Origin of the sequence: Verrucosispora sp. WMMA2121, assembly GCF_027460185.1 — a bacterium.
Taxonomy (GTDB): Bacteria; Actinomycetota; Actinomycetes; order Mycobacteriales; family Micromonosporaceae; genus Micromonospora; species Micromonospora palythoicola.
In genome coordinates this window covers 1,214,550-1,231,018 of the sequence record NZ_JAPZBH010000006.1, presented here as the reverse complement: position 1 = coordinate 1,231,018, position 16,469 = coordinate 1,214,550, and the positions used below count along the sequence as shown (strand labels likewise).

The following is a 16,469-nucleotide window of genomic DNA, read 5'->3' as shown; positions in this document are numbered from 1 at the left end:
CCCAGGTCGTGGTGACCGGCCGGGGGCGTCGGCATCATAGGGCGATGGACTGTCCCGCGCCGCTGCGTCCGTTGGTCGCCGGCTCCACCTGGCGGCGCGGCGTGTTCCTGCTGCTCGGTGGGGTGCTCGCGCTGCCGTACGCGTTGCTCGGGGTGGCCTTCGCACAGCTGTTCACCAACCCTGGGCCGCCCCGGCTGCTGGTCCTGGTGCTGCTGGTGCCGGCGGCCGGCATCGCCATCGTACCGATCTTCCTCGGCGGTAGCCGGGCACTGGAGATCGCCGCGGTTCGTGGGCTGCTCGGCGTCGACGTGCCCGAGCCGATGCCCGGTCACCGACTGGACCGGGAGACCCGGCTGCGCGCCGCGCTCTGGATCGGACTGCACCTGACCAGCGGCGCGCTGGTGGTGGCCGCGCTGTTCAGCGTGGTGCCGATGGCCCTGGCGTTCATCGCCGCCCAGGCCGGGATGGACGTCGGAATCTCCGGTGCCGAACGGTTCGGGCCGTTCGACGGCGGGGACACCGGCTGGTTGGCGCTGCTCGCGGTGCTCGTACTGGCCGCGCTGGGCTACGTCGTGGCCGGGCTCGGCGCGCTTGCCGCGTCGATGGCTCCCGCGCTGCTGGGACCGGCGTCGGCCGAGCGGATCGCGGCGCTGGAGGCCCGGGCCGCACGGCTGGCCGAACGCAACCGGCTGGCTCGGGAACTGCACGACTCGGTCGGCCACGCGCTCACCGTCGCCACCCTCCAGGCCGGCGCCGCTCGCGAGGTGCTCGACGGCGACCCGGAGTTCGTCCGCCGGGCGCTGACCGCCATCGAGGAGACCGGTCGGCGGGCGATGGACGATCTCGACCACATGCTCGGGTTGCTCCGGGAGACCGGGGAACCATCGGCCGCCGCTCCCCAGCGGACCCTGTCCGACCTGGACGAACTGATCGCCATCACCCGGTCGGCCGGCACGCCGGTGCGCAGCCGCGGTCGCGGCTCGCTGGACGCCCTGCCGGCGGTGGTCTCGCGGGAGGGCTATCGGATCGTGCAGGAGGGGTTGACCAACGCCGCCCGGCACGGCCACGGGCCGGTGACCGTACGGGTGGACGTGTCGCCGGACGGTCTGGAGATCGAGCTGGTCAACGCGGTGGCCCGGTCGGCGTCCGGCGGTGCGGCGGTGCCGGGCGGTGGGCGGGGACTGATCGGCATGCGGGAACGGGTGCTGTTGCTGGGCGGCCGGGTCACCGCCGGAGTGGAGGGAGAACGGTGGCGGGTTCGGGTGCGACTGCCGATCGGGGCGGACGGGTGAGCGTGGACGTGCTGATCGTCGACGACGACGAACTGGTCCGGATCGGGCTGCGGACCATCCTCGACGCCCAGCCGGACCTGCGGGTCGTCGCCGAGGCCGCGGACGGGTCGGAGGTGCCCCCGTTGGTCGCCCGGCACCGCCCGCAGGTGGTGCTGATGGACGTGCGAATGCCCGGGATCGACGGCATCCAGGCCACCCGACACCTGCTGGCCACCTCCGCCGAGCCGCCCCGGGTACTGGTCATCACCACCTTCGCCAATGACGAGTACGTCTACGACGCGCTACGCGCCGGCGCGAGTGGATTCCTGCTCAAGCGGGCCCGGCCGGCCGAGGTGGTGGCGGCGGTACGGGTGGTGGCGCGCGGCGAGTCGCTGCTCTTCCCGGCCGCGATCCGCCGGCTGGTCGGTGCGTACGGGCGGCGGAACACCGACGGGCTGCGGGCGGCCCGGCTCACCGAACGGGAGGCGGAGGTGCTGCGGCTGATGGCCGCCGGACTGTCCAACCCGGAGATCGCCGCCCGACTCGTGGTGGGTGTGGAGACGGTGAAGACGCACGTCGGCAACGTGCTGACGAAGCTCGGGGTGCGTGACCGCACCCAGGCGGTGATCGCCGCGTACGAGTCGGGGTTCGTCACGCCGGCCGGTTGAGGTGTCCCGCGCGCGGGGGAGACGGTTCCCCGCCGCACGGGAGGGCAGGGCGGGCGCCCCGGCCGAGGCTGGGGTCATGACGAACGTGGCCGTATCCGAAAACCGCGAGACGACCGGCCCTGCCGGCCTGCTCGACCCTCTCACCGCCGGCTGGCTCGGGCTGTGGGGCCTGCTCGCCCTGGTGGCGGCCGGCACCGGCACCGGCTATCCGTTCGGCGCCGACGATCCGCAGCTGGACTCGACCCTGCTCCGGCTGCTCCCCGTCGAGGCCGGGCCGCCGTTCTTCGCCGCGATGCTGCTCACCGCCGCCGCACTGGTCCTGGTCAGCCGCAGGACCACGCCCACCGGCCCGCTGCGGGTGCTGCTGCTCGGTTACGGCTGGGCCGTCGCGTTCGTGCTGGCCGTGGTGGTGCCCGGCGTGCAGGTGCTGGCCCTGCTCGGGTACGCGCCGATGCTGCTGATCGGCGCGCCCTTCGGCTGGCCACCGGTGGACTACGCCGACGTGTTCACCTGGCCGCTTGCCGCCCGAGTCGCCGCGATGTGCGGTGGGGTGCTGTTGAGCGGGGTGCTGCTGGGGTGGCAGCGGCGTACCGCCGGCTCCTGTGTGGGGTGTGGCCGCGCCGGCACCGACCGGGGGTGGACCACCCCGGCGGCTGCCGCCCGCTGGGGCCGGTGGGCCGTCGGGGTGGCGGCGCTGATTCCGGTCGGGTACGCGCTGACCCGGTTCGCCTGGCTGGCCGGCATCCCGCTCGGCGTCTCCCGGGACGGCCTCGCCGACTTGTGGGAGAGCGGCGCGGTCTGGGCGGGGGCCGGCCTGGGCGCCTTCGCCACTGTCGGCTCGGTGCTGACCCTGGGGCTGGTGCAGCGTTGGGGTGAGCGGTTCCCACGCTGGATGGTGGGGCTGGCCGGGCGGCGGGTGCCGGTGCGGCTGGCGGTGATCCCGGCGACGGCGGTCGCGGTCCTGGCCACCGCGGCCGGGCTGAACGCGCTGAGCCTCCCCGAGTTCTGGGAGCCCGGCCGAGGGCTCAGCGCGGCGGGTCTCCCGCTGATGTTCTTCCCGCTCTGGGGGCTCGCGCTCGGCGCCGCGACGTACGCGTACCACCTGCGTCGTCGGGGTGTCTGCGGTCGCTGCAACCTGGGGTGACCGGTGGCTCCGGTCCGTCGTCCGGCACGGGGGCGGGCGGCGGACCGGGCTGTCACGGCAGGTCGCGGGCGTAGCAGACGGAGAGAGCCTCGCCCCGGTACGGCCCGAAGTTGTCGATACGCCGGTAGCCCTCCCGCTCGTAGAAGCGCATCGCGTCGGGTTGGGCGGTGCCGGTCTCCAGCAGCAGGGTGCGCACCCCGGCATCGTGCGCGGCCTGTTCCAGGGCGCGGAGGATGGCGGTCGCGACGCCGGTGCCCCGGGCCGGCGGACTGACGTACATCCGCTTGATCTCGGCCGAACCGGCGGCGAAAAAGCGCAGGCCGCCGCAGCCGACGGCGGTGCCGCCGGGGTCTCGGGCGATCAGGAAGACGCTGACCGTCTCGGCCGTGGGCGCTGCGCCCGGCTCGTGGTCGTCGCAGCCGTAGCGGGCGTCGAGTTCGGCCCGTTGGGCGGCGCGCAGTCGGGTGGCGTCGGCCGACTCCCAGGGTTCGCGATCGATGGTGAGCACCAGTCCCAACCTTTCCGTAACGAGCGTTACCGTAACGTACGCTACGGTACGACCCGTCGACCGGGAAGGGGTACGGATGGCCAGACGGCGTGATCTCGCCGACCAGCAGCGACGCCTGTCGGCGGCCACCTGGTCGGTGCTGGCCGAACACGGTCTGCCGGGGCTGACCCTGCGCGCCGTCGCCGAGCGGGCCGGGTGCACCACCGGCATGGTGCTGCACGCCTTCGCCGACAAGCAGGCCTTGCTCGTGCACGCCCGCGACCTGCTGCACCGGCGTACCGGCCTGCGTGCCGACGCCGCCCAGGCCGCGGCCGGTGACCCGGTGGCGGCGCTGCGGGCCGTGCTGGTCCAGGCGGCCTCACCCGACGAGGAGAAGCGGGAGGAGGCCCGGGTCTGGGTCGGTTTCCTCGCCGCCGCGCTGGCCGATCCGGTCCTGGCCGACCTGCACCGCGACTACAACCGCCGGTTCGTCGCCCGGGTCCGGGAACTGGTCCACGCCGCCCGGCCCGACCTGGGCCCGGCCGAGGCGGCCGACACGGCCACCAGCCTGGTGGCCCTCGTCGAGGGGCTCAACGCCCTCGCCTGCGTCGACCCGGAAACCTACGGCGAGCGGACCCAGCAGACCGCTCTGGACGCCGCACTGGCCCGTGTCCGGGGTGAGCCCTGACCGTGCGGCAGCGCCACCGACCCACCCCGAATTCATGATCGAGCCAAGCTGACGGCGGCAGGTGCGCGCTAGCGTGGGCGGGGTGAGTGAGTCTTCGTCTGTTCCGCCGCTCCCACCGGCCGACCTGCCCGCCACGCTCGGCGCGCTGCGCGCCGCCGGGCACCGCTACCGCACCGTCAAACAGGAACTCCGCGACAACCTGCGGGCCCGGATGCGCGACGCCGCGCCGCGGTTCGCCGGCATCGTCGGGTACGACGACACCGTGCTGCCGGAGGTGGAGCGGGCGTTGCTCGCCGGGCACGACATGGTGCTGCTCGGCGAGCGGGGCCAGGGCAAGACCCGGCTGATCCGGTCGCTGGTGACGCTGCTGGACGAGTGGACGCCGGTGATCGCCGGCTCGGTGCTCAACGAGCACCCGCTGCACCCGGTCACCCCGGCGTCGCGGGCACTGATCGCCGAGGCCGGCGACGACCTGCCGGTCGGCTGGCTGCACCGCTCGATGCGCTACGGCGAGAAGCTGGCCACCCCGGACACCAGCGTCGGTGACCTGATCGGCGACGTCGACCCGGTCCGGCTGGCCCAGGGGCGTACGCTCGGCGATCCCGAGACGATCCACTTCGGGCTGGTGCCGCGCACCAACCGGGGCATCTTCGCGGTCAACGAGCTGCCCGACCTGGCCGAGCGGATCCAGGTGGCGCTGCTCAACGTGCTGGAGGAGCGGGACATCCAGGTACGCGGCTACCAGCTCCGGCTGCCGCTGGATCTGCTGCTGGTGGCCAGCGCCAACCCGGAGGACTACACCAACCGGGGTCGGATCATCACCCCGCTCAAGGACCGTTTCGGCGCGGAGATCCGCACCCACTACCCGACCGACCTGGAGCTGGAACTGTCCCTGATCCGGCAGGAGGCCGACCTGGTCGCCGAGGTGCCGGAGCACGTGCTGGAGGTGCTGGCCCGGTTCGCCCGGGCGGTACGCGAGTCACCGTCGGTGGACCCGCGTTCCGGCGTCTCCGCCCGGTTCGCCATCGCCGCCGCGGAGACCGTCGCCGCCGCCGCGCTGCGCCGGGCGTGCCTGCTCGGCGCCGACTCGGAGGTGCCGTCGGCCGAGGCGGTGGCGCGGGTGGGTGACGCGGTGTCGGTGACGTCGACGCTGCGCGGCAAGGTGGAGTTCGAGAGCGGCGAGGAGGGTCGGGAGATCGAGCTGCTCGGCCACCTGCTGCGGACCGCCACCGCCGAGACGTTCCGGGCCCGGCTGGCCGGGCTGGACCTGTCCGGCTTCACCGCGCTGGTCGAGGACGGGCAGGCGGTGGAGACCGGCGAGCTGATCTCGGCGGCCGAGCTGCTGCGTCAGGTGGGCACGGTGCCGGGGCTGGCCAAGGTGCTCGACCGGCTCGGCATCGGCGACGCGCCGAGCGCCGGGCAGGCCGCCGCGGCCGTCGAGTTCGTGCTCGAAGGGCTGCATCTGAACCGCCGGCTGGGCAAGGACGTCACCGACACCGGGCGGACCCGCTACGGCGGACGGGACTGAGATGACCGGCAACCGGTTCCGGTACGGGCAGTGGCGCGGCGGCCCCGATCCGCTCGCACCGCCGTACGACGTGCAGGCCGCGGTCGACCAGGTCGGCGCGGAGGTGCTGGCCGGCGGCAGCCTCCGCGACGCGCTGCGGGAGCTGCTGCGCCGGGGCCCGCAGGGGCGTGGCGGGCTGGACGGGCTGACCGCCCGCGCCCGCCGGCTGCGCCGCGACGCGCTGCGCCGGGGCGAACTCGACGGTGCGGTGACCCGGGCGCGGGCGCTGCTCGATCAGGCACTGGCCGCCGAGCGGGACGAGTTGGCCCGGCGCGACGACGAGGCGGCCCGGTTCGCCGAGACGATGCTGGAGAACCTGCCCCGCTCGACCGCACAGGCGGTGCGGGACCTGTCCGACTACCGGTGGGCCAGCGACGAGGCCCGGCAGACCTACCAGCGGATCCTGGACGGGCTGCGCGACGACGTGCTCGGCCAGCGTTTCGCCGGGCTGCGCGACTCGGCCCGGCTGGCGGGTGACCCGGCGGTGCAGGAGCAGGTCGCCGAGATGGTGCGGGACCTCAACGCCCTGCTGGCCCGGCACGCCCGGGCCGAGGACACCACCGACGCGTTCGCCGAGTTCATGCGCCGGCACGGCGACTTCTTCCCGGAACGTCCCCGCGACGTCGACGAGCTGATCGACATCCTGGCGCGCCGGTCGGCGGCCGGGCAGCGGTTGATGAACTCGCTGTCGCAGCGGCAGCGGGAGGAACTCGCCGGGCTGATGCGCGAGTCCCTCGGCGACCGGCTCGCCGGCGAGCTGGCCGCGCTGGAGGGGAACCTGCGGGCGTTGCGGCCCGACCTGCGCTGGGGTCGGGGTGAGCGGATGCAGGGCGGTCAGCCGCTGGGCTACGGCGAGGCGACCGGAGCGCTCGACGAGATCGCCGAACTGGACGACCTGCTCGACCAGTTGGGCCAGGCGCACCCCGGGGCGACCCTGGACGACATCGACGTCGACGCGGTCGCCCGGACGCTGGGCCGCGACGCGGCCGACGACGTACGCCGGCTGCGGGAGCTGGAGCGGGAGCTGCGCCGGCAGGGGTGGGTGACCCGCGACGCCGATGGCCTGACGCTGAGCCCGAAGGCGCTGCGTCGGCTCGGCGGCACCGCGCTGCGACAGGTCTTCGCCGAGCTGACCGCCGGCCCGCGCGGCCAGCACGACCTGCGCTCGGCCGGGGCGGCCGGCGAGGTGACCGGGGCGTCGCGCCCCTGGGAGTACGGCGACGAGCAGCCGCTGGACGTGGTGCGGACCCTGACCCGGGCGGTCCGCCGGGCCGGCCCCGGGGTGCCGGTGCAACTGGCCGTCGAGGACTTCGAGGTGGTCGAGACCGAACGGCGGGCGTCGGCGGCGGTGGCGCTCTGCGTCGACCTGTCGTACTCGATGATCTCCCAGGGGCGGTGGGGGCCGATGAAGCAGACCGGGCTGGCCCTGGCGCACCTGATGGCCACCCGGTTTCCGCAGGACGCGTTGCAGATCATCGGGTTCGGCCGGCGGGCGGAGACGCTCACCCAGCAGGAGTTGGCCGCCGTCGAGCCGGACATGATGCAGGGGACCAACCTGCAGCACGCGTTGCGGCTGGCCGGCCGGCATCTGCGGCGTCATCCGGACGCGGAACCGGTGGTGCTGGTGGTCACCGACGGGGAACCGACCGCGCACCTGGACCCGGAGGACGGTGAGGCGCTGTTCGCCTGGCCGTCGTCGCCGGAGACGATCGAGGCGACGGTGCGCGAGGTGGACCGGCTCGGCCGCTACCGGGCGACCCTGAACCTGTTCATGCTGGGCGATGATCCCGGCCTGCGCCGCTTCGTCGACGCGGTGGCCCGACGCAGCGGCGGGCGGGTGTTCACCCCCGACACCGACGACCTCGGCGAGTACGTGGTCAGCGACTACCTGCGGGCTCGCCGGGGCCGCCGCTAGGCTCGGCCGGGTGGAGGTCGACGGGCTGCGGCGGGCGTACGACGCGGTGCTGGCCGAGGTCGACGCGGGCGGGTTCGGGCCGCCCCCGCCCGACCGGTACAGCGCCGAGCAGATCGTGGCCCACCTGGTCGCCAGCGACGAGTTGATGCGCGAGGCCACCGAGGCGGTGCTGGCCGGCTCGCCGTACGCCTTCTACGACCTGGACGAGGTCCACCGGCCGGAACTGGACGAACTGGCCGCGCAGTGCGGCGGCCTCGACGGGCTCGCCGCCCGGCTGCGGGCCACCAGTGACCGGCTGGTCGCGCTGGTGGCCCGGCTCGGTCCGGCGGCGGACACCCCGGTCGAGACACACCTGCGCGAAGGCTTCGAACTCGTCGTCGACGAGCCGCTGCCCTGGGGCCGCACGATCGACCTGCACGCCCGCGTGCACCTGCCCCGACACCTGAACGAGCTACGGGCGCTGCGCGGCCGGTCCTGACCAGGACGGGGCCTGGCGGGTGGGGACGGCTACTGGAGCGTCCAGCGCTGGGCCGGGTTGCCGTCGCAGGGGGCCTGGACGATGTCGGTGCCGGCCGCGGCGCCGCCGTCGCGGGCCTGGGCGCACTTGCCGCTGTGCACGGCCGCCAGCACGACCGCGCCGCCGTCGACCCGTTGCAGCCGCCACTGCTGGTTGCCCTCGCCGTGGCAGCCGAACTGCTGCAACCGGGCGCCGTCGTCGCCGCTGCCACCCTCGACGTCGAGGCACTGGTTGTGGGCGGCGTTGGTCAGCGTCACCGTGTCCGGGCCGAAGGCGTTGACCACCCACTGCTGCTCGGGCCCGCCGCTGCACCCGGTCAGCTTGGCGACGGCCTTCTCACCGTCACCGTCGAGACCGAGGCAGAAACCGGAACCGACGCCCCGGAGCACCCTCGGCCCGACGATCGCGTCCGGATCCCGGCTGGGGCTCGGCTCGGGGGACGGCTCGGACCTCGACGGGCTGGGTTCCGGTTCGCTCTCGGTCGGGCTGGGCCGCGCCGTGCTCGGGCCGGGGCCGGCCACCGTCGGTACCGGCGCCGGCTCGCCGCCGCCGAGCACGCCGGTGGCGAACAGCACCCCCACCAGTACGCCGACCAGCCCCAACCCGAGCGCCGTGACGAGCAGTGGATCGCGGGGTGGTCCGGCTCGGCGGGTGCCGTAGACGCTGCCCGACCCATCGGTGTGCGACATGCCGGCATCCTGTCCCACCGCCCGGGCCACCGGCCAGCCACCCCCGTCGGCCGGCCCCGGGCCGAGCGAGAAACGCCTCCGATGGACATCCCGCCAGGCGGGCGCGTGACGCGTAAAGTGATCCCATGCACGCCGTGCGTGATCATGACCTGGCGGTGGCCCAGCTGCGACGGTCGTACGCGGCGGTGCCACCCGGCCAGCCGGTGCGGTTGGCCAAGCGCACTTCCAACCTGTTCCGTCCGCGCAGCGCCCCCGCCTCCGGCCTGGACGTCAGCGGGCTCGGCGGGGTGCTGGGCGTCGACCCGGTCGCCCGCACCGCGGACGTGCAGGGCATGTGCACCTACGAACGGCTGGTCGCCGCGACCCTGCCGCACGGCCTGATGCCGCTGGTGGTGCCACAGCTGCGCACCATCACTCTCGGCGGGGCGGTGACCGGGCTGGGCATCGAGTCGACCTCGTTCCGCAACGGACTGCCGCACGAGTCGGTGACCGAACTGGACGTGCTCACCGGCACCGGTGAGGTGGTCACCGCCCGGCCCGACGGCCCACACGCCGACCTGTACGCGGCCTTTCCCAACTCGCTCGGCAGTCTCGGGTACGCCACCCGGCTGCGGATCGAGCTGCAACCGGTCCGTCGGTACGTGGCCCTGCGCAACCTGCGGTTCACCAACCTGACCGCGTTGACCGAGGCGATCGGCGAGATCACCGCCACCCGCCACTGGGCCGGCGCGAGCGTCGACGCGATGGACGGGGTGATGTTCAGCCCCGGTGAGGCGTACCTGGTGCTGGGCAACTTCACCGACGACGTGCCGGGCGTCTCCGACTACACCGGGCAGGAGATCTACTACCGCTCGCTGCGCCAGCGCCCGCACGACGCGCTGACCGTCCACGACTACCTGTGGCGCTGGGACACCGACTGGTTCTGGTGCTCGGCGGCCTTCGGGGCGCAGCATCCGGTGGTGCGGCGGTTGTGGCCGGCACGGTGGCGACGCAGCGACGTCTACCACCGCATCGTGCGGCTGGAGCACCGGCACCGGGTCGCGGCCCGGATCGACAGGTGGCGCGGCCAGCCGGCCCGGGAGCGGGTCGTGCAGGACGTGGAGATCCCACTGGAGCGCACCGCCGAGTTCCTGCACTGGTTCGCCGCGAACGTCGGGATGACGCCGGTGTGGTTGTGCCCGCTGCGGCTGCGCGAGCCGGCCGGGCCGGGATCGGCCCGGTCCTGGCCGCTGTATCCGCTCCGGCCGGGGCAGGACTACGTCAACATCGGGTTCTGGGGGAGCGTGCCGATCGCGGCGGGCGCCGCCGACGGCGACGTCAACCGGGAGATCGAGCGCGCGGTGTCGGAGGCGGGCGGGCACAAGTCGCTCTACTCCGACGCGTACTACGACCGGGATTCGTTCGACCGGCTCTACGGCGGCGGTACCTGGCGCGCCGTGCGGGACCGGTACGACCCGGAGCATCGGTTGACCGGACTGTACGAGAAGGCGGTAGCACGAGCGTGAGCGAACGAAGCGGAGTGCCGGCATGAGTCTCACCGACCGGAGCCAGGGAGCGGCAGGCGCTCCCGCCACGCCGCCCCCGGGGGGCCGACGGCGTGGGCTGACCGTGGCGGACATCGTCCGGGCGGTGACCTCGGGTCCCCTGCCGATACGCGTCACCGCGTACGACGGCAGCGCACTCGGCCCGGCCGACGCCGGGATCACCCTGTCGATCCGCTCCGAGCGAGGGTTGTCCTACCTGCTCACCGCGCCGGGCGACCTGGGTATGGCGCGTGCCTACGTCAGCGGCGACCTCGCCATCGAGGGAGTCCACCCGGGCGACCCGTACGAGGCGTTACGGGTGCTCGCCGGGATGCGGATGCGGGCACCGGCGCTGGCTGACGGGTTGGCGCTGGTGCGCGAGCTGGGCTGGGAACGGCTGCTGCCACCGCCCGCTCCGCCGCAGGAGGCCAGGCCCCGCTGGAAGCGGATCGTGGGTGGCCTGCGGCACTCGCGGATCCGCGACAGCAGCGCCATCTCGCACCACTACGACGTGTCGAACGCCTTCTACGAGCGGGTGCTCGGCCCGTCGATGACCTACACCTGCGCGGTGTACCGCAGCCCCGACGACACGCTGGAGCAGGCGCAGGCGGGCAAGTACGACCTGGTCGCCGGCAAGCTCGCGCTGCGGCCGGGCATGCGGCTGCTGGATGTGGGCTGCGGCTGGGGTGGCATGGTCCGGCACGCGGCCCGCGAGTACGGCGTCAAGGCGCTCGGCGTGACGCTGTCGCGGGCACAGGCGCAATGGGCGCAGGCGGCGATCGAGCGGGAAGGGCTGACCGGCCTGGCGCAGGTGCGGTACCTGGACTACCGCGACGCGCCGCGGGAACAGTTCGACGCGGTCTCCTCGATCGGCCTGACCGAGCACATCGGGGTCCGCAACTATCCGGCCTACTTCGGGTTCCTGCGGGACCGGCTGCGCCCGGGGGCCCGACTGCTCAACCACTGCATCACCCGGGCGGACAACCGGGCGCCGCACCGGTCCGGCGCGTTCATCGACCGGTACGTCTTCCCGGACGGCGAGCTGGCCGGTCCGGGGCGGGTGATCAGTGAGATCCACGATGCCGGGCTGGAGGTGCACCACGAGGAGAACCTGCGCCAGCACTACGCGCTGACCCTGGCCGCCTGGTGCCGCAACCTGGTGGAGCACTGGGACTTCTGCGTCGCCGAGGTGGGCGCGGGCACGGCCCGGGTGTGGGGGCTCTACATGGCCGGCTCACGGCTGGCGTTCGAGCGCAACGGCATCCAGCTGCATCAGGTGGTGGCGACCCGCAACGGCCCGGACGCGGTGAACGGTTATCCGCTGCGCCCGGACTGGTTGCCCTGACCCCCGCGTCGCGCGACTGAGCGAGGCCGCGCCGGAAGTTGCCGGCGCGGCCTTTCTCGATCCCATTGACAAGGAAGTTTTTTACGTACAAACTGATTTTGCCATGAGAGATGTCCTGTACCTGGAGCAGATCGAGCAGGCCGAGGTGCTGCTGAAACCGCAGCGCGTCGAGATCCTGCGGCAGCTGGCCGAGCCACGCACCTGCACCGAGGTGGCCGCCCGGCTGGAGCAGACGCCACAGCGCGTCTACTACCACGTCAAGCAACTCGTCGCGGCCGGGCTGGTCGAGCAGGTCGACCGGCGCAAGGTCCGCGGCATCACCGAGGGGATCTACCAGGCCGCCGCCCGGTCGTACTGGCTCTCACCGCGGCTGGTCGGCCGGATCGGGCTGCGCCGGGCCCGCGACGAGCTGAGCCTGGGCTACCTGCTGGACCTGATGGAGGAGGTCCAGGCCGACGTCGCCGCCCTGGACCGCACCGCACCGGAGCTGCCGTCGATCGGCGTCTCCGGCGAGATCCGCGTGCCGGCCGAACGCCGGCAGGAGTTCCTGCACGACCTGCAGTCCGCGCTGCAGGAGTTGTTCACACGCTACGGCGGCGCCGAGGGAGACGCCTTCAAGCTCGCCGTGGCCTGCTACCCGAAGGGGACCGACCGTGACTGAACCGATGACCCTCGCCGTCCGCCTCGCCGCACCGATCGCGCGGGTGCGCCGGGCCCTGACCGACCCTGCCGAGCTGCGCGTCTGGCTGGCCGAGCACGCCGAGGTCGAGCTGCCCGAGCGGTACGAGTTCTGGGGCCGCTACACGCCCGAGGGCGACGCTCCACACCAGCGGGTGCTGCACGCCGACGACGACCGGCTGCGCTTCGCCTGGCTGCTCGACGGGGTGGAGACCACCACCGAGATCACGCTGAGCGCGGAGGGACCGGACGCCACCGTGCTGCGGCTGTCGCAGACCCACTTCGACTTCAACGACGTGATCAACGGCACCAGCATCCGGGGCGTCCTGCAGACCTTCTGGGCGCTCTCGGTGGCCAACCTGGAGTGCCACCTGGCCGGCCAGCCGCTGCTGCCGAAGGTGGACTTCACCGGCACCGACTTCCGTGGCGAGCTGGTCATCGCCGCGCCGGCCGACAAGGTGTGGGAGTCCCTGACCGACTCCGAGCAGGTCAGCGCCTGGTTCGGCTACCCCATCGGGATCGAGCCCTGGGTCGGTGGCCGGTACGCCATGGGTGGCTTCGACAGCGGCTTCGCCGCCAAGGTGGTCGACCTGGAGCCCGGCCGGAAGATGTCCGTCGACTGGGGAGCCCCCGGCGTCACCAGCTGGGAGCTGACCGAGTCCGAGGGAAAGACGAAGCTGACCTTCGTGCAGAGCGGCTTCGACGAGCAGAACCCGCCGTACGCCGCCTGGGCCGGGTCGGTTTCCGGGCTGGCCGAGCTGCGCCGCTTCCACGAGGTGCCCGACTGGCAGCCGATCTGGCTGCCCGAGGAGACCTCGGCCACGGCCGGCTGAGCCGTACCGGCGCGGGCGGCCACCGGACACCCCGGTGACCGCCCGCACCCGGCGACGCATCAACCGGCGCGCGACGGGGTAGTGGCGGCTGGCCGCGACGGGCCGGAGTTCGCGGACGCGGCTATCGTGGCCTGTCGTGACGGGTACCGAGCAGCGACTGGCCGCGATCCGGGGCGACGCGCCGCCGAAACGACACAACGCCCGGACTCTCGCGGCGTTGACCGGTAACCCGGGCTGCACCCGGCGGGCCGTCCTCGACGGCGCCGGGGTGGACAAACCGGCACTGGCCGAGCGGGTCGGCTTTCCCGCCCGGTTCGGGCAGTCCCGGTTCGCCATCACCCGGGGCAACACCTTCGAGGCGCAGGTTAAGGCCGACGGCGGCGCCGAACTGCTGCGGCTGGTCGCGGAGCGGCTGGGCGTACCGGTGCCGACGGCAGCCCGCTGGACGGATCTCGGCGACGGCGACGACCACGCCGACCGGGCCCGCCGCTCGGCGACCCTGCTCACCGAGGCGCTGCCGCCCACCGGAGCCCGCCCTGACGAGCCGGCCGGTGCGGAAGAACCGTCGCCCGCCGGCGAGCCGGCAGCGCTGTTCGACCACCCGATGCTGGGCCTGGTGGTCGCCGGGCAGCGGGTGCATCTGGAACCCGACCTGGTGGCCGCCCGGCTGGGCGGCCGGTTCCACGTGGTCGAGATCAAGTCGTTTCCGGTGATCGACGGCCAGGCCGACCCGGCGAAGCTGGCCGCCGCGGCGGTGCAGTCCGCCGTCTACGTGCTGGCCCTGCGGGAGCTGCTCACCGCCCGAGGTCACGACCCGCACCTGGTGTCGCACGAGGTGGTGCTGGTCTGCCCCCGGGACTTCAGCAACGCGCCGGTCGCGCATCTGCTCGACGTCCGCCGGCAGCTGCTGGTGGTCCGCCGACAACTGGACCGGATGGACCGGCTCGACACACTGCTGGCCGAGGTACCGGCCGACTTCACCGCCGATCCCGTCGCCGATCCGGCGACCCTGGCCGGTTCGCTGGCCCGGGTGCCGGCCCGGTACGCCCCCGACTGCCTGGCCAGTTGCGAGCTGGCGTACTTCTGCCGGCACGAGGCGCGGGGGCAGACCGGCGCGCTCGGTCGCCCGGTCCGCGAGGCGCTGGGCGGGATCGCCGACATCGACGAGGTGCTGGCACTCGCCGGTGGGGAGACCGTCACCGACCCCGAGCGGGCGGAGGCCGCCGCGCTGCTGCGGACCGCGGCCCGCCTGCGCGCCGACGCCCTCGCCACCGCATGAGCGGGCGCGTCAGACAGTCTCCGGCCGGCACCCGGCGCGGCGGAGCGCCGACATGAGCACGTTGCGGGCGCTGGCGGCGGCGCAGGCGGTGGCCGCCGGGCTGGCCCAACCGGTGGCCACCGTCCGGCATCTGCACCTGTCGAGGCGGCCCCTGGTGCTGGTGCCGTTGGCGATGGCGGGGGAGGCGAACGCGCCGCTCGCCGCGATGGTCGGCGCGGCTCCCGGCGACGGGCGGCTGCTGATCGTGCCGCAGCCGCGCAACCGGGACCAACGGTTCGCGTTCGCCGCCGAGCTGGCCGCGATCGTGCTGCCCTATGTGGACGGGCACCGCACGGCGAACGAGGCGGTCGCCGTGGACCGGGGTCGGGACGTCCGGTACCGCTATCTCGACGCACCGCAGCTGCTGGTGCCCAACCCGGCAGGGGTGACGTTCCTGCGGCTGCTGGGTCGGTCCACCCGGTTCCGTCGGGTCGACGGCGATCATCCGGTGCCGCCGCAGGTGCCGCTGCTGGGCCGCTGGCTGACCTTCTTCGCCGAACGGGCCGAGCATCCCGGCTCGTCGACGCTGGTGGCGATGACGCAGGCGTTGACGCTGCACTGGGCGACCGGGCAGAGCGCGGTGGAGGATCTGCACCTGCCGGCGCTGCTGGGCTGGATCGCCCCGCCGGCCGGACTGTCCGGCGCCGAGGCGGCCGCCCGCGCCGAGGACCCGTCGAGCTGCCCGCCGGCCGGCCCGGCCACCGATCCGGAGTTCGACAACCGGCTGCTGGCGCCGGCCATCGAGGCGTACGCCGCCGCCGACGACGAGGCGACGCGGGTCGAGGCGTACGCCGAGCTGGAGCGGCTGCTGCGGGACCAGCTCACGCCCACCTGGGAGCTGATGTGGCGTGGCCTGGGGTTGCTGCGCGCCCTGCCGCCCGGCGCCCGGGTGGCCGGGCGGTGGGACGGTGACCGGGACGCCTTCACCGCCCACGCCGACCATCTCGACGCCGACGGTGCGCCGCAGCCGCGCCGGGACGGTGCGGTGGCCGCCGCCGCCCGGCTGCACCGCCTGGAGCGGGCCGCCGCGACCTACGCGGTGCAGCGTGCCTACGACGATCCGCTGGTGATGGCGGAGTACCGGCTGACCGGGGAGGCGTTCGTCGGTGAGGTGCTGCTGGCCGATCCGGCCCGGGTCGACGACAGTGGCCGACGGCCGGTGCTGCGCCCGCGCATCCAGCTGCTGACCACCGACCCGGTGCTGGCGTCGGTCGGCGCGACCCTGACCAGCCCGTCCCGTCCCGGGCAGAAGGCGCGGCTGGTGTTCGTCACCCCGACCGCCGACGGCAAGACCGAGGTGGTGCTGGAGCTGTCCGGCGGGATGGGGCGCGGCCTGACGCCCAGCCCGGGCAGCGTGCCGGAGGTGGGGGAGCGACTCTGCTACACCACGCTCAGCGACGCTTACGTCCCGGGCGCGGCATTCCCCACGGTGGACGAGACCCCGTGGACCCACGGTGGTCCACCCGCGTCCGGAACGGCGGCGCCCGACGAACAATGGGCGTGAACGCAAGCGTCCGCCCTACGGAACACCCGCCCTGACAACCCCACCCACCGCCGAGCCGGACCGCCGACCCGCTGGGACCGCCGACGGTAACCATCCCCGCCAGGGACACCATCACCTACGGACGCTTTGCTCTGCTTACCTATACGCACAGGTTGCGCTGAGTAATTGCGGCGATCGCCGCGCCATTCCGATAAGGCCTGTTCAACGTGGGGTTGCGTATAGGTAAGCAGAGCAAAGGTGGAAGGCGGCATTGTCGGTGGCGGGCCGGGTGGTCACGTTCAGCGACTCGTCGTCGTGGTCACCCGGAGTCATGGCCGCATTG

Annotated in this window: 15 protein-coding genes; 13 read left to right on the top strand and 2 right to left on the bottom strand. The window is 73.8% G+C overall.

Going from position 1 to position 16,469, the window contains the following annotated elements:
• The first annotated feature begins 44 nt into the window (after window positions 1–44).
• From O7605_RS14585 to O7605_RS14575, 3 genes are all read left to right on the top strand, one after another.
• Window positions 45–1,292 carry a sensor histidine kinase gene (locus O7605_RS14585; protein WP_269739695.1) on the top strand — a complete coding sequence of 416 codons (1,248 nt, stop codon included), beginning with the start codon at window positions 45–47 and terminating at the stop codon, window positions 1,290–1,292.
• Window positions 1,289–1,939 (top strand): response regulator transcription factor, encoded by a 651-nt coding sequence (locus O7605_RS14580; RefSeq protein WP_269739694.1) that lies wholly within the window; start codon window positions 1,289–1,291, stop codon window positions 1,937–1,939. The genes O7605_RS14585 and O7605_RS14580 overlap by 4 nt, the downstream gene beginning before the upstream one ends.
• A gap of 76 nt (window positions 1,940–2,015) precedes the next feature.
• Window positions 2,016–3,083, top strand: a complete 1,068-nt coding sequence (locus tag O7605_RS14575) for a hypothetical protein (protein WP_269739693.1) — start codon at window positions 2,016–2,018, stop codon at window positions 3,081–3,083.
• Between the two features lie 52 nt (window positions 3,084–3,135).
• On the opposite strand, the gene O7605_RS14570 is transcribed toward O7605_RS14575, so the two are convergent.
• Complete coding sequence (locus tag O7605_RS14570) at window positions 3,136–3,594, bottom strand: GNAT family N-acetyltransferase (protein ID WP_443083985.1); 459 nt, start codon at window positions 3,592–3,594, stop codon at window positions 3,136–3,138.
• Between the two features lie 73 nt (window positions 3,595–3,667).
• Between O7605_RS14570 and O7605_RS14565 the strand changes: the two genes are divergently transcribed.
• The 4 genes from O7605_RS14565 to O7605_RS14550 all read left to right on the top strand — a co-directional run bounded on the left by O7605_RS14565 (window position 3,668) and on the right by O7605_RS14550 (window position 8,218).
• The gene (locus O7605_RS14565) at window positions 3,668–4,258 is read left to right on the top strand and encodes a TetR/AcrR family transcriptional regulator (protein WP_269739691.1); all 591 of its coding nucleotides are present in this window, start codon (window positions 3,668–3,670) and stop codon (window positions 4,256–4,258) included.
• 82 nt (window positions 4,259–4,340) lie between these two features.
• Window positions 4,341–5,786: a magnesium chelatase gene (locus O7605_RS14560; RefSeq protein ID WP_443083927.1), complete on the top strand. Its 1,446-nt coding sequence runs from the start codon at window positions 4,341–4,343 to the stop codon at window positions 5,784–5,786.
• A gap of 1 nt (window position 5,787) precedes the next feature.
• Complete coding sequence (locus O7605_RS14555; RefSeq protein WP_269739689.1) at window positions 5,788–7,740, top strand: vWA domain-containing protein; 1,953 nt, start codon at window positions 5,788–5,790, stop codon at window positions 7,738–7,740.
• Window positions 7,741–7,750: 10 nt separating this feature from the next.
• Complete coding sequence (locus O7605_RS14550) at window positions 7,751–8,218, top strand: DinB family protein (RefSeq protein ID WP_269739688.1); 468 nt, start codon at window positions 7,751–7,753, stop codon at window positions 8,216–8,218.
• Window positions 8,219–8,247: 29 nt separating this feature from the next.
• Here the strand turns inward: O7605_RS14550 and O7605_RS14545 are convergent, their stop codons facing one another.
• Window positions 8,248–8,946: an RICIN domain-containing protein gene (locus O7605_RS14545; RefSeq protein WP_269739687.1), complete on the bottom strand. Its 699-nt coding sequence runs from the start codon at window positions 8,944–8,946 to the stop codon at window positions 8,248–8,250.
• A gap of 125 nt (window positions 8,947–9,071) precedes the next feature.
• Between O7605_RS14545 and O7605_RS14540 the strand changes: the two genes are divergently transcribed.
• From O7605_RS14540 to O7605_RS14515, 6 genes are all read left to right on the top strand, one after another.
• Window positions 9,072–10,451, top strand: coding sequence for an FAD-binding oxidoreductase (locus tag O7605_RS14540; RefSeq protein WP_269739686.1), 1,380 nt, complete (start codon window positions 9,072–9,074; stop codon window positions 10,449–10,451).
• A gap of 22 nt (window positions 10,452–10,473) precedes the next feature.
• Window positions 10,474–11,814, top strand: coding sequence for a class I SAM-dependent methyltransferase (locus tag O7605_RS14535; protein ID WP_269739685.1), 1,341 nt, complete (start codon window positions 10,474–10,476; stop codon window positions 11,812–11,814).
• 103 nt (window positions 11,815–11,917) lie between these two features.
• A complete protein-coding gene (locus tag O7605_RS14530) occupies window positions 11,918–12,475 on the top strand; it encodes a winged helix-turn-helix domain-containing protein (RefSeq protein ID WP_269739684.1) in 558 nt (185 codons plus the stop codon).
• Window positions 12,468–13,325 (top strand): SRPBCC family protein, encoded by an 858-nt coding sequence (locus O7605_RS14525; protein WP_269739683.1) that lies wholly within the window; start codon window positions 12,468–12,470, stop codon window positions 13,323–13,325. Before O7605_RS14530 ends, O7605_RS14525 begins: the two co-directional genes overlap by 8 nt.
• A 136-nt stretch (window positions 13,326–13,461) precedes the next feature.
• Complete coding sequence (locus tag O7605_RS14520) at window positions 13,462–14,604, top strand: hypothetical protein (protein WP_269739682.1); 1,143 nt, start codon at window positions 13,462–13,464, stop codon at window positions 14,602–14,604.
• 52 nt (window positions 14,605–14,656) lie between these two features.
• Window positions 14,657–16,147, top strand: a complete 1,491-nt coding sequence (locus O7605_RS14515; RefSeq protein ID WP_269739681.1) for a hypothetical protein — start codon at window positions 14,657–14,659, stop codon at window positions 16,145–16,147.
• The last annotated feature ends 322 nt before the right edge of the window (window positions 16,148–16,469 follow it).

Bases quoted from the DNA above. Each gene is read 5' to 3' on its own strand.
- O7605_RS14585 (WP_269739695.1), top strand. From the start codon at position 45: ATGGACTGTCCCGCGCCGCTGCGTCCGTTGGTCGCCGGCTCCACCTGG.
- O7605_RS14575 (WP_269739693.1), top strand. From the start codon at position 2,016: ATGACGAACGTGGCCGTATCCGAAAACCGCGAGACGACCGGCCCTGCC.
- O7605_RS14565 (WP_269739691.1), top strand. From the start codon at position 3,668: ATGGCCAGACGGCGTGATCTCGCCGACCAGCAGCGACGCCTGTCGGCG.
- O7605_RS14555 (WP_269739689.1), top strand. From the start codon at position 5,788: ATGACCGGCAACCGGTTCCGGTACGGGCAGTGGCGCGGCGGCCCCGAT.
- O7605_RS14545 (WP_269739687.1), bottom strand. From the start codon at position 8,946: ATGTCGCACACCGATGGGTCGGGCAGCGTCTACGGCACCCGCCGAGCC.
- O7605_RS14540 (WP_269739686.1), top strand. From the start codon at position 9,072: ATGCACGCCGTGCGTGATCATGACCTGGCGGTGGCCCAGCTGCGACGG.
- O7605_RS14535 (WP_269739685.1), top strand. From the start codon at position 10,474: ATGAGTCTCACCGACCGGAGCCAGGGAGCGGCAGGCGCTCCCGCCACG.
- O7605_RS14530 (WP_269739684.1), top strand. From the start codon at position 11,918: ATGAGAGATGTCCTGTACCTGGAGCAGATCGAGCAGGCCGAGGTGCTG.
- O7605_RS14515 (WP_269739681.1), top strand. From the start codon at position 14,657: ATGAGCACGTTGCGGGCGCTGGCGGCGGCGCAGGCGGTGGCCGCCGGG.